The 21,914-nt window shown below is 56.1% G+C and carries 20 protein-coding genes; 12 read left to right on the top strand and 8 right to left on the bottom strand.

Annotated features, from left to right (window positions below):
• Window positions 1-34 precede the first annotated feature (34 nt).
• Window positions 35-907, bottom strand: a complete 873-nt coding sequence (locus MID00_RS19125; RefSeq protein ID WP_060185892.1) for a LysR family transcriptional regulator — start codon at window positions 905-907, stop codon at window positions 35-37.
• A 143-nt stretch (window positions 908-1,050) separates the two neighbouring features.
• Between MID00_RS19125 and MID00_RS19120 the strand changes: the two genes are divergently transcribed.
• From MID00_RS19120 to MID00_RS19065, 12 genes are all read left to right on the top strand, one after another.
• Window positions 1,051-2,226: a muconate/chloromuconate family cycloisomerase gene (locus tag MID00_RS19120; RefSeq protein ID WP_026482747.1), complete on the top strand. Its 1,176-nt coding sequence runs from the start codon at window positions 1,051-1,053 to the stop codon at window positions 2,224-2,226.
• Window positions 2,227-2,294: 68 nt separating this feature from the next.
• A complete protein-coding gene (gene catA, locus MID00_RS19115) occupies window positions 2,295-3,230 on the top strand; it encodes a catechol 1,2-dioxygenase (protein WP_009454566.1) in 936 nt (311 codons plus the stop codon).
• 125 nt (window positions 3,231-3,355) lie between these two features.
• On the top strand, window positions 3,356-4,051 hold the full coding sequence (locus tag MID00_RS19110; RefSeq protein WP_009454565.1) for a 3-oxoacid CoA-transferase subunit A: 696 nt from the start codon (window positions 3,356-3,358) through the stop codon (window positions 4,049-4,051).
• A gap of 26 nt (window positions 4,052-4,077) precedes the next feature.
• Complete coding sequence (locus MID00_RS19105) at window positions 4,078-4,746, top strand: 3-oxoacid CoA-transferase subunit B (protein ID WP_035268747.1); 669 nt, start codon at window positions 4,078-4,080, stop codon at window positions 4,744-4,746.
• On the top strand, window positions 4,743-5,546 hold the full coding sequence (gene pcaD, locus MID00_RS19100) for a 3-oxoadipate enol-lactonase (protein ID WP_009454561.1): 804 nt from the start codon (window positions 4,743-4,745) through the stop codon (window positions 5,544-5,546). The genes MID00_RS19105 and pcaD overlap by 4 nt, the downstream gene beginning before the upstream one ends.
• 33 nt (window positions 5,547-5,579) lie before the next feature.
• Window positions 5,580-5,855: a muconolactone Delta-isomerase gene (gene catC / locus MID00_RS19095; RefSeq protein ID WP_009454559.1), complete on the top strand. Its 276-nt coding sequence runs from the start codon at window positions 5,580-5,582 to the stop codon at window positions 5,853-5,855.
• A 97-nt stretch (window positions 5,856-5,952) separates the two neighbouring features.
• Entirely contained in the window at window positions 5,953-7,116 is a 1,164-nt protein-coding gene (locus tag MID00_RS19090; RefSeq protein ID WP_060185891.1) for a benzoate/H(+) symporter BenE family transporter, read from the top strand.
• Window positions 7,117-7,133: 17 nt separating this feature from the next.
• Window positions 7,134-8,396 (top strand): GTPase, encoded by a 1,263-nt coding sequence (locus MID00_RS19085; RefSeq protein ID WP_115635223.1) that lies wholly within the window; start codon window positions 7,134-7,136, stop codon window positions 8,394-8,396.
• The gene (locus MID00_RS19080; RefSeq protein ID WP_254499342.1) at window positions 8,396-9,937 is read left to right on the top strand and encodes a GTPase; all 1,542 of its coding nucleotides are present in this window, start codon (window positions 8,396-8,398) and stop codon (window positions 9,935-9,937) included. The genes MID00_RS19085 and MID00_RS19080 overlap by 1 nt, the downstream gene beginning before the upstream one ends.
• A 269-nt stretch (window positions 9,938-10,206) precedes the next feature.
• A complete protein-coding gene (locus tag MID00_RS19075) occupies window positions 10,207-11,145 on the top strand; it encodes a ZIP family metal transporter (RefSeq protein ID WP_254499341.1) in 939 nt (312 codons plus the stop codon).
• A 309-nt stretch (window positions 11,146-11,454) separates the two neighbouring features.
• Window positions 11,455-12,069, top strand: coding sequence for an ATP-binding cassette domain-containing protein (locus tag MID00_RS19070; protein ID WP_060186075.1), 615 nt, complete (start codon window positions 11,455-11,457; stop codon window positions 12,067-12,069).
• A gap of 199 nt (window positions 12,070-12,268) precedes the next feature.
• Window positions 12,269-13,378 (top strand): class II histone deacetylase, encoded by a 1,110-nt coding sequence (locus MID00_RS19065; protein WP_009454546.1) that lies wholly within the window; start codon window positions 12,269-12,271, stop codon window positions 13,376-13,378.
• 46 nt (window positions 13,379-13,424) lie between these two features.
• On the opposite strand, the gene MID00_RS19060 is transcribed toward MID00_RS19065, so the two are convergent.
• From MID00_RS19060 to MID00_RS19030, 7 genes are all read right to left on the bottom strand, one after another.
• The gene (locus MID00_RS19060) at window positions 13,425-14,360 is read right to left on the bottom strand and encodes a helix-turn-helix transcriptional regulator (RefSeq protein WP_254499340.1); all 936 of its coding nucleotides are present in this window, start codon (window positions 14,358-14,360) and stop codon (window positions 13,425-13,427) included.
• A 231-nt stretch (window positions 14,361-14,591) separates the two neighbouring features.
• Window positions 14,592-15,203: a superoxide dismutase gene (locus MID00_RS19055; RefSeq protein WP_009454542.1), complete on the bottom strand. Its 612-nt coding sequence runs from the start codon at window positions 15,201-15,203 to the stop codon at window positions 14,592-14,594.
• A gap of 53 nt (window positions 15,204-15,256) precedes the next feature.
• Window positions 15,257-15,736, bottom strand: coding sequence for a hypothetical protein (locus MID00_RS19050; RefSeq protein WP_021446677.1), 480 nt, complete (start codon window positions 15,734-15,736; stop codon window positions 15,257-15,259).
• A 303-nt stretch (window positions 15,737-16,039) separates the two neighbouring features.
• Window positions 16,040-17,473 (bottom strand): hypothetical protein, encoded by a 1,434-nt coding sequence (locus tag MID00_RS19045; protein ID WP_254499339.1) that lies wholly within the window; start codon window positions 17,471-17,473, stop codon window positions 16,040-16,042.
• 245 nt (window positions 17,474-17,718) lie between these two features.
• Window positions 17,719-19,641: a PIG-L family deacetylase gene (locus MID00_RS19040; protein WP_254499338.1), complete on the bottom strand. Its 1,923-nt coding sequence runs from the start codon at window positions 19,639-19,641 to the stop codon at window positions 17,719-17,721.
• Between the two features lie 167 nt (window positions 19,642-19,808).
• Window positions 19,809-20,972 (bottom strand): NnrS family protein, encoded by a 1,164-nt coding sequence (locus MID00_RS19035; RefSeq protein ID WP_009454535.1) that lies wholly within the window; start codon window positions 20,970-20,972, stop codon window positions 19,809-19,811.
• A gap of 79 nt (window positions 20,973-21,051) precedes the next feature.
• Entirely contained in the window at window positions 21,052-21,531 is a 480-nt protein-coding gene (locus tag MID00_RS19030; RefSeq protein WP_009454533.1) for a MarR family winged helix-turn-helix transcriptional regulator, read from the bottom strand.
• Between the last annotated feature and the right edge of the window lie 383 nt (window positions 21,532-21,914).

Raw genomic sequence — 21,914 nt, 5'->3', positions numbered from 1 at the left:
GGGGAAGGGGGTTGTTAGTGACGACAGTCAGACCTTACATTTCAGCGACCAACCCCTTGATCGCCTCGATATACCAAGCCTGATCGTTCATCCTGTGCGTCAAGATAATCGGTGAAGTCGCCTGCGGTTCTTCGATCAAACGGTAGTGCAGATCGTTGCGCAGACGAGCCGAGGTTGGGATCAAGCACAAGCCAGAATCGGCAGCCACCAATCCCAAGGCCGCTTGAATTTCCCCGGCCTCATAAACTTCAGCTGGGCGCACGCTGTGATCGTGCAGCAGGTGCAGAACGTGGTCCGCGAAGCTGGGTCTGGGTTCTTTGGGATACACAATCAGCTTTTGGCCTTGCACTTTTTTCAGGCTCAATGGCTTGTCTGAATTGGCCAGATCCGAGCTGGGGGGAATGGCCAGGGCCAGTTGTTCTTCCCGCAACACCGTTCTTTGTACGGATGCATCATTCAGTCGTATTCGCCCAAAACCCACATCAATTCGCCCGGACTTCAAGGCCTCCAACTGCTGCATGGAGGTGAGCTCTACCGTTTGCATATCCACTTCCGGATATTGATGTCGCAGCTTGCGCATCAAAGCGGGCAGGCCGCCGTACAGGGTAGAAGCCACAAAGCCTATCGACAGGGTTTGTCGTTGGTGCAGTCCGATTTGCCGTGTCGTATGCACCAGTTGATCGACCCGGCTCAAGATCTGCAAGGCCTGCTCATAAAATACCCGTCCGGCTTCGGTCAGCCGCAAGGGGCGGTTATTGCGCAGCAACAGTGTGACGCCCAGCTCCTCTTCCAGCAATTGGATCTGTCGGCTAAGCGGGGGCTGGGCCATGTGCAGGCGCTCCGAAGCCCGTGTGAAGTTGCGGGTTTCGGCAACGGCCACGAAATATTTGAGCTGACGTAGATCCATAAGGGAAAACCATACCTAGGCTGAATTGATGGTGTTTAGTTTCTTGATTTTTAATATTTATATCAGAAACTATACTCTAAAGGTATAGAACTAGACCTATTTAGTCTTGGAAATAACGGGCCTGCTTCGTGTTCAATCAAGGCATGGAACACACGCGATCTTCTCAACTATTAGCAGCTCCAGCCCTGATCGAAAGGGTGGAGACTTTGCTGCTGGATCTGCCTACGATCCGTCCTCATCAATTGGCGATGACGACCATGCAAGGCCAGACTTTGATGCTGGTGCGCTTGTACTGTTCGGACGGTACGGTGGGTGTAGGCGAGGGCACGACCATTGGTGGTCTGGCCTACGGTGCCGAGTCGCCCGAAGGTATGAAGCTGGCCATCGACACCTACTTCACTCCCTTGCTGCTGGGCGCCAATGCCAGCGCCGTGCCGGCTTTGATGGCTCGCTTGAACACGGCGATTCAGGATAACCGTTTTGCCAAGAGTGCGGTAGAAACCGCGCTGTTTGATGCCCTGGGCAAACGTACCGGTCTGCCGGTGTCGCACCTGCTGGGTGGCCGCATGCGCGACAGCCTGCCTGTTGCCTGGACACTGGCCTCGGGTGACACCGCCAAGGATATTGATGAAGCCGAGCGCATGCTGGCGCAGGCTCGTCACCGTATTTTCAAACTCAAGATTGGTCGCCGCCCGGTAAAGGACGATGTGGCGCACGTAGCGGCTATCAAGAAAGCGATGGGTGATCGCGCCGATGTTCGCGTGGATGTGAACATGGCCTGGAGCCCCTTGCAGGCTCAGTATGGTATGGCTGGCCTGGTCGATGCCGGGTGCTCGCTGGTGGAGCAGCCAGTGCGTCGTGCTGATGCTCTGGCTGATCTGAAAGGTCGCTTCCCGATTGCCTTGATGGCCGATGAATCCCTGACCGGCCCGGCCTCCGCCTTTGCACTGGCGCGTGATGGTGCCGCCGACGTGTTCGCGATCAAGATTGAACAGTCCGGTGGTTTGCGTGCAGGTTTGCAAGTAGCTGCGATTGCCGAAGCCGCTGGTATTGAATTGTATGGTGGCACCATGCTGGAAGGCGCGATCGGCACGATTGCCGCAGCCCATGTGTTTGCCACAGTGAACCAATTGCAGTGGGGCACGGAACTGTTCGGGCCCTTGCTCTTGACCGAGGAAATCCTGGCAGAGCCACTGAATTACAGCAATTTTGAATTACAGATACCTCAAGGGCCGGGTTTGGGTATCGTACTGGACGAGGATCGTGTCCAGTATTTCCGCCGCGACAGGACACAAGTCAGTGTTGGCTCGGCTGCCTAGGCGCAATAAGAAGCCAGTCGTAGCGGCTTTGCTTGGAACACTTTTTTCAGGATATTAGGAGACACAGAATGAGCGTTAAAATTTTTGACACCCCCGATGTACAAGACTTCCTGCGTTTGGCCTCTGGCCTGGATCAGCCCGGTGGCAATCCACGCGTCAAGCAGATCATGTACCGCATCATCAGCGATCTGTTCAAGACCATTGAAGATCTGGAAATCACCAACGACGAGTACTGGGCAGCCGTGGCTTACCTGAACCGTCTGGGTACGGCCAGCGAAGCCGGTTTGCTTTCTCCCGGTCTGGGCTTTGACCGTTTCCTGGACATGCGCATGGACGCCATGGACAAGGAACTGGGTCTGGACAACGGTACGCCACGCACCATTGAAGGTCCTTTGTACGTGTCGGGCGCTCCTGTGGCGCAAGGTTTTGTTCGCCTGGATGACGGTTCCGATACCGCTGGCGAAACCCTGATCATGCACGGCGTCGTGGCTGGTGCGGACGGCAAGCCTATTGCGGGTGCTCAGGTTGAAGTCTGGCATGCCAATACCAAAGGCTTTTACTCGCACTTTGACCCCACCGGCGAGCAACAGCCCTTCAATATGCGCCGCACCATCATTACCGATGAAAACGGTCGCTACAAGTTCCAGAGCATTGTGCCCAAGGGCTACGGCTGTCCTCCGGATGGTCCTACCCAAGGCCTGCTGAACGAGCTGGGCCGCCACGGTAACCGTCCTGCGCACATTCACTTCTTTGTGACGGCTCCTGGCCACCGCAAGCTGACCACGCAGATCAATATCGACGGCGATCCGCTGGTGTACGACGACTTCGCCTACGCTACTCGCGATGGTCTGGTGCCACCGCTGACCGAGCACACGGATCCTGCCCGCATCGCTGCCGAAAACCTGGATGGTCCTTTTGCAGAGATCGTGTTTGATATTTCCTTGACCCCCTTGGTCGATGGCAAGGACAACCAGATCGTGAATCGTCCACGTCTGGCTGCCTAAGTCTTGCTTCGGTCCAGGGCCTGTGTTTGCCAAGTCAAACCAGGCCCTGGACTGACTTGTTTTTGCTGTGCCTGACGTAAGGGCGAAGCCCATCCGTAGCGTCAGTGCTTTATACGGAGAACGGAGTGATCGATAAACAGGTAAGCAGTGTTGCACAGGCTTTGCATGATGTGCAGGACGGCGCCACGATTCTGGTCGGTGGTTTTGGAACGGCTGGCATACCCACAGAGTTGATCGACGGTCTGATCGAGCAAGGCGCTCGCGATCTGACTATCGTCAACAACAACGCGGGTAATGGCGATGTGGGGCTGGCGGCTTTGCTTAAAACAGGCCGGGTTCGCAAAATTATTTGCAGCTTCCCCCGTCAGGCTGATTCCTGGGTATTTGATGACTTGTATCGCAGCGGCAAGATCGAGCTGGAGTTGGTGCCTCAAGGCAATCTGGCCGAACGATTGCGCGCCGCCGGTGCGGGTATCGGTGGCTTTTTCTGCCCCACAGGCTATGGCACAGAATTGGCCAAGGGCAAGGAAACACGTTTGATCAATGGTCGCTGGCATGTCTATGAAGAGCCCATTCATGGAGATGTCGCCCTGATCAAGGCCGAGCGGGGGGACCGTTGGGGGAATTTGACCTACCGCATGGCGGCGCGCAACTTTGGTCCGGTCATGGCGACCGCAGCTCGTACCACCATTGCCAGTGTGTTTGAACTGGCGGAGCTGGGTCAACTGGACCCCGAAACCATTGTGACGCCCGGCATTCATGTGCGTCGCGTTGTGGTGGTGCCACGCAGTCGCACAGAAGCAGGTGGGTTCAAGGCATGAACGGACAGAGCATGAAGGGGGACAGCATGACGCTCAATTATCAGCGCCGTAGTAAAGACGAATTGGCGCAGCGCGTCGCCCAGGACATCCATGACGGCGCCTATGTGAATCTGGGTATTGGCATGCCAACTCTGGTAGCCAACCATTTGCCCGCTGGTGTGGAAGTGGTACTGCATAGCGAGAACGGTATCCTGGGCATGGGCCCGGCACCGGCCGCCGGGCAGGAAGATTACGATTTGATCAATGCGGGCAAGCAAGCGGTGACGCTGCTGCCCGGTGGCGCGTTTTTCCATCATGCCGACAGCTTTGGCATGATGCGTGGCGGCCATCTGGATATTTGTGTGCTGGGCGCTTTCCAAGTGTCGGCAACCGGCGATCTGGCCAACTGGAGCACGGGTGAGCCCGGCGCGATTCCCGCCGTAGGCGGTGCCATGGATCTGGCCATTGGTGCCAAGCAAACCTGGGTCATGATGGATGTGCTGACCAAGCAAGGCGTCAGCAAGCTGGTTGAACAATGCAGCTACCCCTTGACCGGCCTGGCTTGCGTGAAGCGCGTATATACCGATTTGGCCACCCTGGCTTGCACGCCAGAAGGTTTGCAACTGATTGATCTGGTGCCTGGTTTGACGCATGAAGCGCTGGAGGAAATGATTGGTTTGCCCATTGCCGCGGCAAAGCAGGGAGAGGGCCAATGACGGTCAGCCCCAGCGCCTTGAATACCGAGCGGGGCATGTTCCGCGTCAGCGTGGAAGGTGATCCGCTGGCCCCGGCCCTGATTCTGAGCAACTCCCTGGGCACCACGCAAGAGATGTGGGACCCGCAGGTGGCAGGTTTCGCCCAGTCCTATCGTCTGATCCGTTATGACACCCGTGGTCATGGCGGCAGTCCGGTCACGCCTGGCCCATACCGCTTCAAGGATTTGGGGCGTGATGTGCTGGCGATTCTGGATGCGCTGGATATTGAGCGCGCTGCGTTTTGTGGTCTGTCCATGGGTGGTCACACCGGCTTGTGGTTGGGGGTGAATGCCCCGGAGCGTTTGAATGCGCTGATCGTGTGTAATAGCGCTGCCAAGATTGGTACTGCTCAAGCCTGGCAGGAGCGTGCCGAAGCCTTGCGTCAAGGCGGCGCCGCACAGATGCGTACTTTGGCGGATTCGGCGCCTTCGCGATGGTTTGGTGAGGCCTTTATCCAGCAATCGCCGGAGCTGGTAAAAGCGATGCAGGACAGTCTGGCCAAGCTGGACCCGCTGGGTTACGCCGCCTGCTGCGATGCCTTGGCCGAGTCGGATCTGCGTGATCAGATCAGCCGTATTTCGGCACCGACCCTGCTGGTCGCTGGCCAATGGGACCCGGTCACCACGGTGGCCGATGCCCAGGCCATGCAAGCCAATATTCCTGGCTCCAAAGTGGCGGTCGTACCGGCCTCGCATCTGTCCAATCTGGAAGCGCCCGAAGCCTTCGAGCGTGCCGTACTGAATTTTTTAGCCCAGGCCTGAGTGCCCGAGCGCTTGTTTTTAGAAAGGAACACCATGCTTTATCTGGTTCACATGATTGTTGATATCCCTGACTCCCTGCCAGCCGAAGAGGCTGCCCGTATCAAGGCTGAAGAAAAAGCCTACTCGCAGGATCTGCAACGCTCGGGCAAGTGGCCGCATATCTGGCGCGTGGTGGGTCAGTACGCCAACTACAGCGTATTCGATGTAGAGAGCAATGAAGAGCTGCACAATCTGCTCAGCGCCTTGCCCTTGTTCCCTTACATGCAGATTTCCGTGACTCCCTTGGCGACGCACCCGTCGGCTATTTAAGTTACGCAGCAGTAAAAAACTCAGGCTGCGATCCCAGCGCAGCCTGAGCACCGAGTAAAGTTGAGAATTCAAACAAAAAGACTGGGGAGACAAAACGATGGGATTGAAAAGTGGATCGGCGTCGGTCTGGGTGGCCGGATTTTTGTCGGTGTTGATCGCCTATGCCGGTCCTTTGCTGATCTTTATTCAGGCCGCACAAGTGGGCCGAATTGCTGACGCGGAGTTGATCTCCTGGATTTGGGCGATTTCCATAGGCGCTGGTTTGAGCGGTTTGCTCCTGAGCGCGTATTTGAAGCTGCCCATCATTACAGCCTGGTCCGCACCGGGAACGGCTTTGCTGCTGACTCTGTTTCCAGGCATCACCATGCCTGAAGTGGTGGGGGCGTATCTTAGTGCTGCCTTGATTATCGTCGTCATTGGTCTGACAGGCGGTTTTGAAAAGATTCTTTCCTTCATCCCCAAGGGCATTGCTGCGGGCATGATGGCCGGTATTTTGCTCCAGTTCGGTATGGCGGCGTTCAAGTCCAGCAGCGACATGCCCGCCATCGTATTGGTGATGTTGGCGGTGTACTTGCTGGGCAAGCGTTTTTTGCCGCGTTACGCGATTGTGCTGGTGGCCTTGTCCGGATTTGTGATGGCCATGGCCAGCGGGCAAGTGCATATGGAAGCGTTCCAGCTGGAGCTGGCCAGTCCGGTGTGGGTCAGCCCCGAATTCAATATCGCGACCTTGTTGAGCCTGACCTTGCCCTTGGTGCTGGTCAGTTTGACGGGGCAGTATCTGCCCGGCATGGCGGTCTTGCAGTTGGCGGGTTACCCCACGCCATCGCGCCCCGTGTTGGCTGGCACCGGTTTGGCCTCGATGTTGGTGGCCTGTTTTGGGGGCATCACTATTGTGCTGTCGTCCATTACCGCCGCTTTGTGTACGGGCAAGGATGCCCATCCTGATCCCGACAAGCGCTATGTGGCTGGTATTGCCAATGGCGTGTTTTATCTCTTGGGCGGCACCTTTGCCGGCTCGATTGTGTATTTGTTTACAGCTTTGCCCGCCTCCTTGATTGCAGCCCTGGCGGGTCTGGCGTTGATAGGGGCCATTGTGGCCAATGTGCGGGTGATGGTCAGTGAAAGCGGCTATATCGAGCCGTCTGTCATCACATTTTTAACCACCGCATCAGGAATGAGCTTGTTTGGACTGGGCGCTGCATTTTGGGGCGTGGTGTTTGGCTTGGTGGCTTATCGCCTGCTTGGGTCCAAACATAAGTGAAATAAAAGGAAGAGACTATGAATCAGTTGGCACTATCCCTTGATCAAGTATTGGAGCCTGTGTTGGCCGTGTTGCCACAGCGCCGCTGGGATCTGGATCGTTTGCGCGTTCTCTTGCAATTGAACGTGCCGCCAACGGTGACCGTAGTCGGTAAATACAATCACGGCAAAAGTCGTCTGCTCAATGAGTTGATGGGCAGTGATGTTTTCAATGTGGCTGATCGCCGTGAAACTGTCGCATTGGCCGAGCATGTGCATGAAGGGGTGCGCTGGCTGGATGCGCCCGGTCTGTACGCAGACGTGGCCTTGCAGGACGATGCTCTGGCGCGTGAAGCCATGGGTTTGCAGGCGGATATTCGTCTGTTCGTCCACGCGGCCAAAGAGGGCGAGCTGGACGCGCTGGAAAACAATTTGCTGCAAGAGCTGGCCGCAGACCATCAACGCTCCCAGCGTCAGAACCTGATGGTCATCAGCCAGATTGACCAGTTGGCCGATGACGAGCAGCAAGAAAAAGTGCTGGGCGCGATTGCGCAACAGTGTGCCGGTGTGACACTGCACCCCGTGTCCAGCACCCGCTATCGCCAGGGCCGTGATGGTGGCAAGCAGCGCATGCTGGAGAAAAGCGGAATTCCCGCTTTGCAGGCTTCTTTGGAAGCGGCCTTGAAACGTGTGCCGCAAGCCCGCGAGTTCGAGCGTGAAGCCTTGCTGACCGAGCTGACGCAAGAACTGAACGCCTTGCAGCAAACGCAAGAGCAAAGCCTGCATAGCCTGCAGCAGACGCAAAAGCAGCAGCACATTGATTTTGTGGACGGTCTGCGCACGATTCTGGAAGGCATCGAGAAGGATCTGGAGCCGGTAGTCAATGCCCCCGGCGTGGATCATTCCCTGGTGCCGGATACCTTCGAGTTTGGTTTCAAGATGACGGCAGGCAAGCAAGAGCGTGCCCGTTTGCAGATTGCCTATTCGCGTGCGTGTATTGCGATCAATGGGCATCTGGTGGAATACGGTGCCGTAGGCTTGCCAGCGGCCCAACGTACCTCGGTGCGCAGCATGGATACCGTCATGATTGCGGTGATGGGTGTGTCGGTGAAGTACCGAGATGATCTGCGTCGTATTTTCTGCGAGCAGGCGGGTCGCGACAAGCTGGTTCAGGATTTCACCCATTATTTTGAAGTCTCGGATGGCCGTGTTGCTTTGGAGAAGCAGATCGAGGCGACTGAAAATCAGCTTGAGCAAACGCGTCAGGCTTTGGAAGGTCTGTCCACATTGGAGCATGCGTAATGTCGGTGGAAGGCACGTTTATCAAGGTGGTTGCGCAGCTCAATCCTGCCAGTCAGGATATGCAGCCCGCTATTGCCAAGATGGAGCAGTGGCTGGCGGATTTGGGCCAGACGACCGTGGCGCAAGCCTTGTCCTGCACGGCTTTGGCCGAGCAGGGGACATTGGCGCACAGTGCTCGACAACTGAATCAGCAGTTGCAAGAACAAAAAGAGGCCTGGGCGGCTTCCTGGTCTGCATTGGCACCCGCGCAGGAGTTGGCGGATCGTTTCCGCGATCGCATCATGTTGCTGGTGTTTGGCTCCTTTAATGCCGGTAAAAGCTCCTTGTGTAATTTCCTGGCGGACCGCTTTCGTCGTCAGGGTCATAGCGTGGATTTCTTCCGTCTGGCCGATGGGCAGATGCAGCCCATGCCTGAAGGTTTCCAGGAAGGGGCAACAGAAACCACGGTTGCCTTGCAAGGGGTGTGTCTGGGCGAGAAGCTGGTGTTGCTGGATACCCCCGGCTTGCACTCGGCCAATGCGCATAACGCTGCTTTGACACAGCAGTTTCTGGAAAGCACGGATGCGCTCTTGTGGTTGAGCAGTTCCAGCGCACCGGGGCAAGTACAGGAGTTGGGCGATTTGCTGGTGGAATTGCGCCGCAACAAGCCCTTGCTGCCGGTGATTACCCGCAGCGATCGCATCGAGGAAGATGAGATCGACGACGAGATTGTCAAAGTGCTTTGCAACAAGACGGCCGATAACCGCCAGTTGCAGGAAGAGGACGTGATGACGCGGGCAGCGCAGGCCCTGAACCATTGGGGCTTGAGCAGTGACTTGCTCAAACCGGCCTTGTCCCTGTCTGTGCATATGGCGCGCAGTCAGCAGGATGAAGAGCAGGGCTTGGAGCAGGCGGGCTTCGAGCGCTTGTATCTGGCAGTGCAGAACCTGCTGAAGCCTGCCTTGGCATACAAGCAGCGTAAACCTGCCGAGCTGCAATTGCACCATATAGAAGAAGTGATTCTGAGTCCCTTGACGCAAACGCTGGCGCAGGCCGCTGCTCAATTACGTCAGCGTATTGAAGAGCAAACGCTGGTACTGCAAGGAGCCGTGCAAGCTCTGACAGAAGGCACCTGGCGGCGAGTGGTGCCCCAATTGCCCGAAGTACTGGAAAAACATGCCGCCCAGCAAGATGTTGCCGCTGTGCGTACCGAACTTGGCCAGAACTTGAGCGAGGCGTTTGCGGAGTTAAGCCAGACTATCCTGGCGAATTTCCAGTTGATGCAGCCAGACGTGCCGACACTGAATCTGCCTGCGCATATTGGCTATGAAGTGTTCCAGGAGCAGGGGGAAGGGCAAGCGCCGTTGATCGACTACAACCGTCTGTACATGAGCTTGAGTGATGGGGTGATGAATAGTGCCCAGGAGCTGGCGGAACAGGTCGTGGAGCAGGCTGAGCAAAGTCTGGAACAGCTCCAGCAAGAGCTGATTCAATTGGAAAATGCTGTGGCTGAACAGGCCCAGGCTTTGGAGGCAATCAAGCATCAATTGCATACTGCCTGAGCTAGTATTCATTCGGTTTTGCATCGCCATGCAAAGCGCAGATAACAGGCTGGATGGCTGTCAAACCCCAAGCTGATTTCATGGATTGTGGCTTATTTGTTGAAATGCTAATGAGAATTGTTAGCATTTCTATATTTATGTTTTAAATCGAAGATGAAGTCGCTATGATGGTTTGTACAGCATCCATGCCTTTGCAAGAGCCGTTTTACGGCTCTTTGCGTCTGTATCAGGCAAACCTGGATTGCGTAATTTTCTGGGGGCGCACGGCTATGAAACCGAAAACAAGCCACTACTTTTCAACCAATAAGGGAAGCTCGCCTAACTGGCGCCAACACCTGCGCCTGTGGGTTGGACTCATCATCTCCATGGGGGGCGTCTGGGCGCTCTGTCATCAGTTCTGGCTGTACGCACAAGATCACCCGGTGGTCTTGCAGGCCCTGGTGGGCGGCTCCATCGCGGCATTGGCCACAGCACTGGGCACCGTGCCCGTCATGTTTTCTCAAACCATGTCGCAGCGTACGCAAGATACGCTGTATGGCTTTGGGGCGGGGGTGATGCTGGCCGCTTGTGCTTTCTCGCTGGTTCTGCCGGGCCTGGAAGCGGCACAGAACCAGCAAGTGTTTGGCGGTGGTGCCTGGGGCGCGGGCTCCGCCGTGGGCCTGTCCATCTTGTTGGGGGCTGCAGCCTTGATGCAGCTTGATCGCATCCTGCCGCACGAACACTTCATCAAAGGGCGTGAAGGTCCTGGCAGTACGACGTCCACCAAGCTGCGCCGTACCTGGCTGTTTGTGATCGCCATTACGCTGCACAACTTCCCGGAAGGTCTGGCCATTGGCGTGGGCTATGTGGGCAATGAAGGGGTGCGTGCCAATGCGTTGGCTACGGGTATTGCCATTCAGGACGTGCCTGAAGGTTTGGTGGTGGCACTGGCCTTGCTGGCTGCCGGTTACAGCCGTACTTTCTCCGTCGTTTTGGGCATGGCCAGTGGTCTGGTTGAGCCGGTCGGGGCGGTGCTGGGTGCGGTGGCCGTCAGCAGCTCGCTGGTGCTTCTGCCTTTTGGTCTGGGCTTTGCAGCGGGTGCCATGCTGTTTGTCATCAGCCACGAGATCATTCCCGAATCGCACCGGCAAGGACATGAAACCTTTGCAACCGGCGGTTTGATGATCGGTTTTGTCTTGATGATGTTGCTGGATACGGCCTTGGGATAAGCAAGTCCACGCGGAGAAATAGCCTGAACAAGCTTGTCTTGTTTCAGGCTATTTTTTTGGCTTTGGCTTTGGCTTTGGCTTTGGCTGTAGATCCGCGCATGAATGCCTGGCAAGATTGTTCCCGACAAGGTTTTTGCTTTATTTCTGCTGAACCCTGCATGGTCACGGCGCAGCAAGCAGTCCAAACATCAGTTAATAAAGACCTATACTAAGGCGCCTGTTTGGGGCAGCCCCGAACTTATTTTTTTATCTCGCCTCGGCAAAGCATCTTGTATCTGTCCAGGCGCTTCTTTGGCAGTGATTTCCAGCATGCTACGCATAGACAATCTCAGTAAAAACTATGGCGACTACCCCGTTTTCAAGGGGCTGACTCATACATTTAAGCCTGGCTGCGTGGCGCTCTGTGAAGAAGACAGTACCGGCAAATCTACCTTGCTGAACATCATTGCAGGCTTGCTCGAGCCGGACACGGGGGAAGTGTGGATAGATGGGCAGTCGCTAATGAAAACACCCCGACAAGCCCGCGCTCGTATGGCTTATGTACCCGACAACTGCATGCTGTTTCCGTCCCAGACGGGCCGTGAACTGCTGGCGCAAATCGCCGCAGAAAAGAACACCCGCGTGGATGATAATGCGCTGGATTTCGCCTACCGATTAGGGTTGGAGCCACACTTGGATAAGCGCTTCGAGCAGATGTCGACAGGCACGCGCCGCAAGGTTTTTCTGACGGCGGCGGCTTTGGGTGACCCGGCTGTGATTCTTGCCGATGGCCCTAGCAATGGCCTGGATACGCAAGCTCGTGCTGCTTTGGCTGAACAATTCGAGATCTGGTCACAAGACCGTGTTGTGCTGTTCGCTAGCTACGATGCCGAATTGGTTGAGGCTTGTGGAGCAGAAGTAATCAATGTTGCCGAGTTAGTTTAGGTCTTGGGTGTGGCCGCCATCTATAAGTAAATCAGCTTTAAGAAAGAGGCAGAGAACGCTTTGGAAAAAGAGCGTCCTCTGCCTCTTTTGCCGTGAGTGTTCCCTGATCAGCCCATAAATTCGGCAATCCTACGGATTCTTTCCGCCGTTCAGATCCCTACTATGGTTCTGCCAAACAAACCAAAAGAAAGGAGACGACATGGCAACAGGATATATTTGGAACACTCTTTACGGCTGGGTAGATACGGGGACGGGCAGTCTTGCCTCGGCCAATCTGGGGGCCCGTTTACAACCGATCAGCCACCACTTGGCCCATCCCGATACGAAGCGCCGCTTTCACGAGCTGGTTTGCGCCTCCGGGCAAATTGATCATCTGACTAGCATCCAGGCCAAGCCTGCACGCGACAAGGATATTTTGCGTGTGCATACGGCAGAGCATCTGGAAAACATGAAGCGTGTCAGTGCCTTGCCAACCGGCGGCGACACCGGCGACGGCATCACCACCATGGGTAATGGCGGCCTTGAAATTGCCATGCTTTCTGCCGGTGGCGCCATTGAGATGGTCAAGAAAGTGGTCAGTCGTGAAGTCAGTAATGGCTACGCACTGGTAAACCCACCCGGCCACCACGCACCCCGTGCTGGTGCGATGGGTTTTTGCATTTTTAATAACACCTCGGTGGCCGCGGCGTATGCCCGTGAGGAGCTGGGCCTGGATCGTGTCGCGATTCTGGATTGGGACGTGCATCACGGTAATGGTACGCAGGATATCTGGTGGAATGACCCTTCGGTTCTGACCATTTCCCTGCACCAGCATCTATGCTTCCCGGCCAATAGCGGTTTTACGACTGAGCGCGGCGAGGGCGAAGGCTTGGGCTACAACCTGAATATCCCATTGCCTCCCGGTGGTGGGAATGCCGCTTACCTCTATGCCATGGAAAAAGTGGTGTTGCCTGCGCTGCGCGCCTATAAACCGCAGCTGATTATCGTGGGCTCGGGCTTTGATGCCAGCATGATGGACCCGCTGGCACGCATGATGGTGACGGCTTCCGGTTTCCGTCAGATGGCGCGTCAAATTATCGACTGCGCCGAGGAAGTGTGCGAAGGTCGTATCGCTTTTGTGCAGGAAGGGGGGTACAGCCCGCATTACTTGCCATTCTGTGGTCAGGCTGTCATCGAGGAGCTGACCGGTGTACGTACGCTGGCTGATCCTTACGCGGACTTTCTGGGCGGGATGGGCGGCGATACGCTACTGGATGCGGAACGTGCTTGCGTGGACGAAGCCGCAGGCTTGTTGAGCGGTCTACGCTAATACGCCGTGATGTTCATGGCTTGAACGCTACCCCGGAGTCTGCCGTTCAGTGGCAGAGTCCGGGCACGGCAGCCAGGATAGCGCCATGTGCATCCGGCACATACCAGTGATTCAGAGCCGCTTTAACAGCGGCTTCTGTGCGTCTGGTAATGCCCAGCTTGCGCAGCACGGACGTGACATGCGAATGCACAGTGCGTTCGCTTAAAAACAGACTGGCCGCAATTTCCCGGTCGGTATAGCCCGTTACCAGCCAGCCCAGTACTTGCATTTCCTTGGCACTGAGCGCGGCGGGCAAGGGAGCGGGGACCAGTCGAACCAGAACATCCCCCTTGGGAAAACGCTGTGCTTGCAGTCGATAGCTTCGTTTGCCTTCCAGCCAGAACGCTTGCAAGGTTGAGGTCTCCTGGCCCATGAAGGACAAGGCTTTAGCCAGTGCGGGGCTGAATTGGGAGGCATTGGAGAGCATGTCTTCACGCATGATCAGGCTGCCTGCCTGTGGCACCAAATGCAAGACGATGCCGTTTTGCGCGACCATGTTTTGCATGGCCTCTTCCAGCAGGATTTTTGCGCCCAGCGCCAGCGTGCGGACGTGACGATTGAAGCTGCCGGCCTGTTGGGAAGAAAAGTGAATCATCCCCAGATACGAATCCCCGCGCTGCAGTTCTACCGTCATGCCATCCTGAAACCCGCCACGCAGCAGAGCATCGGTATAGATAGCAGTGCTGCGAAAAGGAGGGTCCATGGTGTCCGAGCACTCGGAAATGGAGGGGGGTAGCAAATCGTGGGGAGAGGCTTGCGCCGTAAATCCGGGTGGATAGATTTGCGGAAAGCCTGTCCCCAAGGCAGAGGCACAGTTCAGGTTATAGCCTTCACAATGCAATTCCAGATGCGTACGGCTTTGTGGTGCACAGCCCAGAAGCTGCACCGCATCGAAGTGAAACAGGGAGCGTAGGGATTGAATACGATCGCAGAGACTCAACATGTGGGGGCCTGGGATGTGTGTGGTAAGGGCGCTAACAATCAACATAGCGTTTGGTGATGCACTGCGCAATTGGGCCAAACCCAGGCGTGGATGCTGGACTGTGTAGGGATGTGCCCCTAAAGCCAAAACCCTCCGAAACTGGAGGGTTGCTTGGAAAGGCAACAAGCTAAAGTGCTTGTTGCTACCTGTCTCCGAGTAAGGCGACAGGGTTTGACGGGGCGTAAAACCGCTTTATTTAACGGCTTCCAGGTATCGTCTCAGCACTTCGGGCCAATTAATCACATTGAAAAAGGCCGCAATGTATTCAGGCCGACGATTCTGATACTTCAGGTAGTAGGCGTGTTCCCACACGTCCAGGCCCAGTATGGGCGTGTTGCCGTGCATCAGCGGGCTGTCCTGATTGCCGGTGCTCTCTACCACCAGCTTCTTTTCCGGGGTGACACTGAGCCAAGCCCAGCCACTACCAAAACGTGAGATCGCCGCTTTGGTAAAGGCATCCTTGAATGTCTCGAAACCGCCCAGATCCCGGTCTATGGCATAAGCCAGATCGTTGGGAAGGGTGCTATCGGCATCGGGCGTCATGACGGTCCAAAACAAGCTGTGGTTGGCATGACCGCCACCATTGTTGCGCACGACATTGCGCAGGGATTCAGGCAAGGTGTCCAGCCCGGCTACCAGCTCATCAATAGGCGGGTAGGGCAAGTTGGCCGCTTCCAGTGCCGCATTCAGATTATTGATATAGGTCTGATGATGTTTGCTGTAGTGAATCTCCATGGTCTGGGTGTCGATATGCGGCTCCAGAGCATGGTAGGCATAGGGCAGGGCAGGTAAGGTGTAAGACAAGACGCACTCCTCGATAAACCCCAGGCCGGTGGCGCCTGGGGGACAGAATGAAACTAATGAGAAAAAGAGCGTTCCTGCGGGCTGACCGCCCCTAAGAACAGGGCAGAGCAGGTAGGGACATGATGGGGGTAGCGTCGCGCATAGCGGGCCAGTTCGGCATAAGTTCGGCGGCTGTGTTGCCAGGCAGCCATGCGCCAGTCGTCCGCCAGACGGGTATTGGCAGCGGCGCAGCACAAGGTTTCATGAGCTGTGCACAGGTGCAGACCCTGTTCGTCACTTTGACCCAGTTGCTCGCAGGCATCGGCCAGATTCAAATGGGCAATGACCCAGGCGGCAATGGTGGCGTCGGCCCCTTCGCAAGAGCCAAACAGCAGCGGTTTCACATACGCACGAGCTTGCTGATAGTGCGTGATGGCATCGGTGTAATTGTGGGATTGAAAGGCCTGGTTGCCCTGTGTGATCAAATTGCGCCAGGAGGCCAGTTCGTCGCGTTGGGTAAGAGCGTGTTGGGACTGTTGGGCGAGTGTCTGCATGCATTGCTCCTGATAAAAGGTAGCGCATCAATAATGAAATTAATGATAATGATTTGCATTTATATTATCAAGGTAATCCCAAAAGCAAATCGTAAGCAGATCAAACGTCAGGCAAAAAAGGAGGGGGAGCACTTCTTAAAGCCAATATCAGTGCGGCTTTGCGGGCAGGGTGAGCGTGCTTAGGTGTATACCCTGTAGCGTGAAGACTCTTGCCTCAGATCAAGGCCAGGATGGCCGCCAGGCAAGAAAAAAGGCTGAAAGCCCGGGAGCTTTCAGCCTTGATATCAGCTTGTCTGAATGGTCTTAACGACGTTTTACCGACAGCTCATATTCCATATCCTGGTCGTAACTGCCCAAGGACATGGCTTTGACTTCGTATTCGCCCGCTTCCAGCTGGACTTCCAGACGTGCGTTCATGTCGCCGCCGCTATCATCGTCTTCAGCAATGGTTTGACCGTCTTTACGCAGCACCAGGTAGGTATCGAAGATAGGCGAGGTCATGTCAATGACGTAGCTGCCAGGTTGACGTACGGTCAACTGGTAGCTGTCGCTGGTGATGCCTTGCAGCATCAGAGCCTGGCGAGGCTCACCCACACGGATGGTTCCGCCGCCGGCATTGGCAGGGACTTCATCAGCCGAGGCGGACAGGGCAAACAGACCAGCCTGGTTGGAGCCAGAAATCTTCACCTGGTGTTCGCCTGCAGCCAGTACGCCGCGGACGCGTTGTTGGCCGGCTTCATCACCGTATTGGTTGGCACTGGTGGAGTCTACTTCCATCGTGGCCTGGAAGCCCTGGGCGTCCATTTGCACGGTGACCAGTTTGGGTTCGGACAAGGTGAAGCTGTAGGTTTGGGTTTCACCCGTGAACAGGCCGGTTTTGCCATCGCCGTCCAGAGTCAGACTGTCGCCGTTTTTCAGCTCGATCTCGCCAGACATTTCTTCAGGTTTGATCTCCAGCGAGAAACCGCCCTGGAAGTTTTGTGCGCCCATGGCCGAGCTGGCCTGCACGATGTATTCGCCGGCTTTCAGATAAACCTGCAGACGTGCATCGGTGCCGCCACCGCTGTCATCGTCCGAGGCCAATTCCATGCCGCGACGATCCATCAGCTTCAGATAGGCGTCCATGCTGTTTTGCTCGGCCTTCATGGCCAGGCTGTACAAGCCGTCCTTGTCGATATTCAAGCGGTAACGCTTCTGGCCGCCCAGTGCCCAGTCATGAATGGTCTGGTCTTGAGTCAAAGGCTCGCCGGTGTAGGCTTTCAGGGTATCGACGACGACCTGGAACGGACCGTAGGAACTGGTGTTGAAGCCGCTGACAACCACTTGGTAGGTGTCGTTGAAATCCGCCTTGAAGCCCAGTGTGGTGGCCTGGCCTTTGGTTTCGCTATCGGGGCAGTCTTCGCAGCGCTGAGTACGAGTGACCAGTTCGCCGTTGCGCAGCACGCTGATTTGCGGGCGCAGGGGGCCACTTACGCTGATCTTGATGATCTGGCCGGCTTCAGCCTTCACATCAAACAGGCTGCTGCGTACGCCATCGCTCAGGTTCAAGAAGCTCTTGCTGGTCAATTCGCCGGAGACGGATTGGCCCAATACCAGGGTTTGAGCAGCACCTATGCTGCTGGGGGCGCTGCTGACCGGGCCGCTGGCCGGTACGGGTACGTTTTTGGCGTAATAAATCGCGCCACCGGCGCCGATGACGACGCCCAACAGGGCTGCAAATAAGGTAGTTGGCTTCATGATCTCTGAAGAGTAGCTAAAAGAGTAAGGCACCGATAAGCCGGCAGCCGTTAGCGGGCGATTGTACTGGAGCTGAGAGAGCCAGCGCACACTGTTGCAACAAGATACTACGATATGGCCCTGGATTCCGGGTTTATGGTTGGGGCTTGGATCAATAACTGGATTCGTTTCCTGGCCCGGCTTTGTCTTGAAAGCCCGGCGCATGCCTGCGTACTTTGTTACGTTTTAAGCGGATGCTTCGCTCCTCAAGGCTGCACATAGTCTTGGCTGATGAAGGCAGGGGCCTCGCTAAAGGACTGTCCACCTCCTGGTGGTGGAGCCTGGGTCAGTGCTACTTGCACCCATTTGCCGTGACGGCGTTCCAATAATCGATAGCGCTGCTCGGGACCAATCGGACGACTGGCCAGGTAAAGGGTGCCGTTTTGTTTGTACAGAACGGGCTGGGACGCGGATTGCTTGTCCACTTCCTGTTCCTGCCCTTGATCAAGCAGCACAATGGCACCACCCGGACTCTTTTGAATCGCCACAACAACCTGTTCTTTTTCGCCCAGGCTAAGAGCGGGCGTGCCTACGTAGTTCAAACCCAGATCTTGCGGATGAGACCAGCGCTGCTGGCTGTCTTGGCTCAGGCGCTGCAAGTGCTGGCTCTGGCGATCGCGCATATACAGCTCAATCTGACCTTGCGCATTCAGGATAGAAGCCAGTCCGCCGCTGATGGGAGGGACCGGAATCGCTTGCCAGGCCTGCCATTTCGAATCATTTTGCTGAGAGGTCTGGAAAAGCTGGCCTTGCAGATTGCTGGCAAAGACATGGGTGCGTCCCTGTTTATCCAGGCTTAGAGTGGCGGGGTAGGCGGCCTGATCCAGTGCAGGGAGGGCTTTCCAGGCACTCCAGCCGTAATCAGGCTGGCGGGCGGCGCTCCAGTAAAAGCGGCCATCGGTGCCCATGGTCAAAGCCTGGCTGTCACGGCGGCTGACCATCGGTGTGTGCAGTACGCGTGGGCCGGGTATTTTTTGCCAGGCCAACCAGTCATCCTCATCTGGGGCACGGCTGAACCAGACTTGTCCGCTTGCATCGCGTGCAAACAGGCCGGGGCTGCCGTCTGCATACTGGAAGGCGTTCAAGGCATCCGCTGTACGTCCGCCCAGGGTGGTCCAGCGCTGTTCTTGCACATCCCATTGATTGATGGCGTCGTTTTGCTCGCCCGAGACGAAAAAGCTGAGCCTGCCTTCCTTGTCACTTAACAGGCTGGCCGGATAGTCGGCACGGCTGGTGTAGTAACTACGTTGTACCCAGGCGGCGGCAGGACCAGCGGGTTCCTGGCACACAGCGGGGCCTTTGCAGGCGTGTTGATCATGCCAGGCGTAGCGCCGGAAAATCTCGGTTTTGCTGTGAATTTCATTCAAGGTCAGATTGCGGGCCTGTTCTTGAATCGGGTAGTCCACATAGCCAATTTGCGCGTAATTGCCGGGGGCGGCCAGCATGGCTTCACGGACCAGGCGGGCGCTGGCGATATGGTCCGGGTGCCCGTGTCCGCTACAACGCCAGCACAGCTGGGTGTAAGGCACGGGATTGGTGTCATCCAGATAGCGAACGCTGGTAGGCCGATACAGTCGTATCAAGGCCGCCAGCGTTTGAACCAGCTGCTCGCGGTTCAATGTTTGTTGAGGACTATCCAGTGTTTGTACGGTTTGGCCGGGTACGGATTCTGCACGGCTCAAGGGAGTCAGGCTTCCCCAGCCGGGGCCCAGCCAAGGGTCTTGCAGACGCAAATGACTAAGCTGAATGCCTGGCCTGGCTCGCAAGGTAAATTGCGCGATCGAGGCACTGCCGACCATCAAGCGGGTTTGCTGCCATTCATTGACCAGCCCGGCCATATAGGCATAGGCGGCGCGCACACCTTGCTCGCGGCTGTACATATATTCCAGCCCGCCTTTGCGTTCACTGGCGGTCAGATACAGAACCTGCATGCAGCCACCTGCCTGGATATTGCTGGACAGGTCCGGGTTCATGAACAGCAGATCGTCATCCATATGGCCCACGACGACCAGATCCCGGCTGCCGTGACAAGCGTCGGCGGCCTGGGCAGAAAACGACAAGAGCAAAGCACACAGTCCGCCAAGCAGCCTGTGTTTCAGGGAAGGACCAGCCGAAAAGGCGAGATACATGAGGATGAGAGCGCGGAAAAAACAAGGATCAGAACGATCCGTCCCGCGTTGCTTGCAGAGGGTGCAAACAACGTGCCTGCTTAGTATAAGCAGGCACGGTCAGGCAGAAAATAAAGATAAACGGTGCCAGGGACTTTGCTTTTTAAAGTGTGGCGCCGACGCTGCGATCAGTTCAATCTGGGGCGAATCAACATGGGGGCAAACTGATGCAGGTAATTGAGCATGGCCAGAATCCAGCATAGGCCAGCCGCATGCAGCAAGGGCAGGCTCCAACTGCTTGGGATCAGGGCCAGCAAGCGCAAGACGCAGGCGGCAATCAGGAAACCGTAACCCAGCACCACTTTGGGTGTGGCACGCAAGGGGCGGCCTAAATGACCCAGGGCAGTACGGGTCAGCATGCCAATAATCATCACGCTGAAACCTGCCAGACCCACAATATGTACCGGCCAGGCTGCGCGCAGAATCCAGCCTGCCTCATACGCCGCAGCACTTAACAGACCCAGTGCCAGACCGGCATAGCCCAGGTACAGGATCCACAGCAGCGGCGTATTGCGGCTGGCCCAGGGTTTCCAGCGTACCCATTGAAAGCAGGCGATCAAGCCCAAAGCGGCCAGAACCAGGGCTAAAGGCAAACGCCAGGGGCTTAGCGACAAGGCAATGGCGATGGCACTCAAGCCCATTTGCCAATGGCCGCTACGAGTTTGAGCAGGCAGGCTCAGGCCCGGCAAGGCGCGCATGGCAAAGAAGGGGATGATGCGACGGGCAATCAGCAAGGTGATCAAGCCCATGGTCCAGAAGCCGCTGTAGAAGTAGGGCATGGGGTCTTGCCCTTGCATCAGGCTGTACATGAACAGAGCATGGCTAAGACCCAAAGCCAGCATGGCGAGCGGAATACCGTAATTGCGCTTGTTGCGGGCGATCAGGATGACGCGCCCCAGTTCAGCTGCGGCAATGGCAAAAAAGAGGGCATCGAGCAGCAATGCCGCCATCATGCCATGGGGAAGTAGCAGGCTGAAGCGCGCCAGAATCCAGATCAGACACAAGGCCCCTAAAGAGGGGCCACGCAAGGTGGGTTGCCCCGTCCAGGTGGCGCTGGCAGTCAGCAAGAATCCCACGGCAATGGTGCCGATAAAGGCCCAGAGCATTTCATGGGCGTGCCAGTACAGGGAAGGGATGGCCGCATTGGCCAGCCATCCGGGCGTATAGAGCCAGAGCGCAATGCTGGCAGCGCCCCAAAGCGTGGCTAAAAGATAGAGGGGACGAAATCCCAGTTCCAGGAATGCGCGCCATTCTGGGCGGGTAGAGGCGGGGGAGGCAGTCAAAGGAGTCATGGCAGATCAGTTATAAGATGTATTTTAAATATATCTTAAAGGCCGAATAAAACATAGTCTCTTCAAGTGATGTTCAGCCTTATTCTTTGTCGCTCATATCCAGGGTGCTGTCTATCATCTTGCGCAGCAGATAGACGATGGCCACGCGTTCTGCGGGGTTCAGATTGCCCATGGTCAGTTCGCTGATGGTATGGGCGCGAGGGATGACACGATCGAGCAGGTCCAGCCCTTCCTGGGTCAGCTCCACAATGACCTTGCGTCTGTCGTCCTTGTCCGGTGCCAGTTCAATCAGGTTGCGTGATTTCAGGCGCTGAATAATGCCCCGTATGGTGGCCTGGTCGACCGCCGTCGCTTCGACCAGCTCGGTTTGCGAGCTGGGTCCATGGTCGCGCAGAGCGCAGAGCGTCACGAACTGAATCGCAGTTAGTTGGCTGTCGCCCACGTAATGCTGAAAGATGGCCGTATGCCGCTGGCCCGCCTTGCGCAGCAGGTGGCCGATTTGTTCGGTGACATCGTAGGACAAGGTTTGAGGCTCAGAAACGGGGGAGGTAGGCTGCATAGTCTTTCTGTCTTGTTGTGGAATGGGCAGGCCAGTTAAAGAACAACTGAGCAAGTATACCTTCCTGAGGACCGGTTCACGTCTGATCCAGATCAGTTATTTCGCGTTTAAAGCATCTGTTATTTCAGGGTGTGCACCGCAATAAATTAGTCTACACACTGTTAAATCGGAAAATTAAATAAATTTGAGGTATGGATATTCAAGGCTCGTTTTTGTTTTTGATTTTTTAATTAACTTCTTGATATTATTGTTTTAATAGCTTGTTTAAAGCTTCTTTATGGGCTGTTTAAATCTCCTTTGGATAGGTGTAAACCCTAGCTAAATCACCTGTTTTCATGCTTAAACTTAGTGTGTACACTACTAAAAAACATGTGGTGAGCACT

Source organism: Alcaligenes sp. NLF5-7 (genome assembly GCF_024266725.1).
Lineage (GTDB): Bacteria > Pseudomonadota > Gammaproteobacteria > Burkholderiales > Burkholderiaceae_B > Alcaligenes > Alcaligenes phenolicus.
The sequence above is the reverse complement of the archived record's forward strand: the minus strand, read 5'-3'. Positions and strand labels throughout refer to the sequence as shown.

Excerpts from the sequence above, each read along its gene's own strand:
- MID00_RS19125 (WP_060185892.1), bottom strand. The coding sequence starts at position 907 with ATGGATCTACGTCAGCTCAAATATTTCGTGGCCGTTGCCGAAACCCGC.
- MID00_RS19120 (WP_026482747.1), top strand. The coding sequence starts at position 1,051 with ATGGAACACACGCGATCTTCTCAACTATTAGCAGCTCCAGCCCTGATC.
- catA (WP_009454566.1), top strand. The coding sequence starts at position 2,295 with ATGAGCGTTAAAATTTTTGACACCCCCGATGTACAAGACTTCCTGCGT.
- MID00_RS19105 (WP_035268747.1), top strand. The coding sequence starts at position 4,078 with ATGACGCTCAATTATCAGCGCCGTAGTAAAGACGAATTGGCGCAGCGC.
- pcaD (WP_009454561.1), top strand. The coding sequence starts at position 4,743 with ATGACGGTCAGCCCCAGCGCCTTGAATACCGAGCGGGGCATGTTCCGC.
- catC (WP_009454559.1), top strand. The coding sequence starts at position 5,580 with ATGCTTTATCTGGTTCACATGATTGTTGATATCCCTGACTCCCTGCCA.
- MID00_RS19090 (WP_060185891.1), top strand. The coding sequence starts at position 5,953 with ATGGGATTGAAAAGTGGATCGGCGTCGGTCTGGGTGGCCGGATTTTTG.
- MID00_RS19085 (WP_115635223.1), top strand. The coding sequence starts at position 7,134 with ATGAATCAGTTGGCACTATCCCTTGATCAAGTATTGGAGCCTGTGTTG.
- MID00_RS19080 (WP_254499342.1), top strand. The coding sequence starts at position 8,396 with ATGTCGGTGGAAGGCACGTTTATCAAGGTGGTTGCGCAGCTCAATCCT.
- MID00_RS19075 (WP_254499341.1), top strand. The coding sequence starts at position 10,207 with ATGAAACCGAAAACAAGCCACTACTTTTCAACCAATAAGGGAAGCTCG.
- MID00_RS19070 (WP_060186075.1), top strand. The coding sequence starts at position 11,455 with ATGCTACGCATAGACAATCTCAGTAAAAACTATGGCGACTACCCCGTT.
- MID00_RS19065 (WP_009454546.1), top strand. The coding sequence starts at position 12,269 with ATGGCAACAGGATATATTTGGAACACTCTTTACGGCTGGGTAGATACG.
- MID00_RS19060 (WP_254499340.1), bottom strand. The coding sequence starts at position 14,360 with ATGTTGAGTCTCTGCGATCGTATTCAATCCCTACGCTCCCTGTTTCAC.
- MID00_RS19050 (WP_021446677.1), bottom strand. The coding sequence starts at position 15,736 with ATGCAGACACTCGCCCAACAGTCCCAACACGCTCTTACCCAACGCGAC.
- MID00_RS19045 (WP_254499339.1), bottom strand. The coding sequence starts at position 17,473 with ATGAAGCCAACTACCTTATTTGCAGCCCTGTTGGGCGTCGTCATCGGC.
- MID00_RS19040 (WP_254499338.1), bottom strand. The coding sequence starts at position 19,641 with ATGTATCTCGCCTTTTCGGCTGGTCCTTCCCTGAAACACAGGCTGCTT.
- MID00_RS19035 (WP_009454535.1), bottom strand. The coding sequence starts at position 20,972 with ATGACTCCTTTGACTGCCTCCCCCGCCTCTACCCGCCCAGAATGGCGC.
- MID00_RS19030 (WP_009454533.1), bottom strand. The coding sequence starts at position 21,531 with ATGCAGCCTACCTCCCCCGTTTCTGAGCCTCAAACCTTGTCCTACGAT.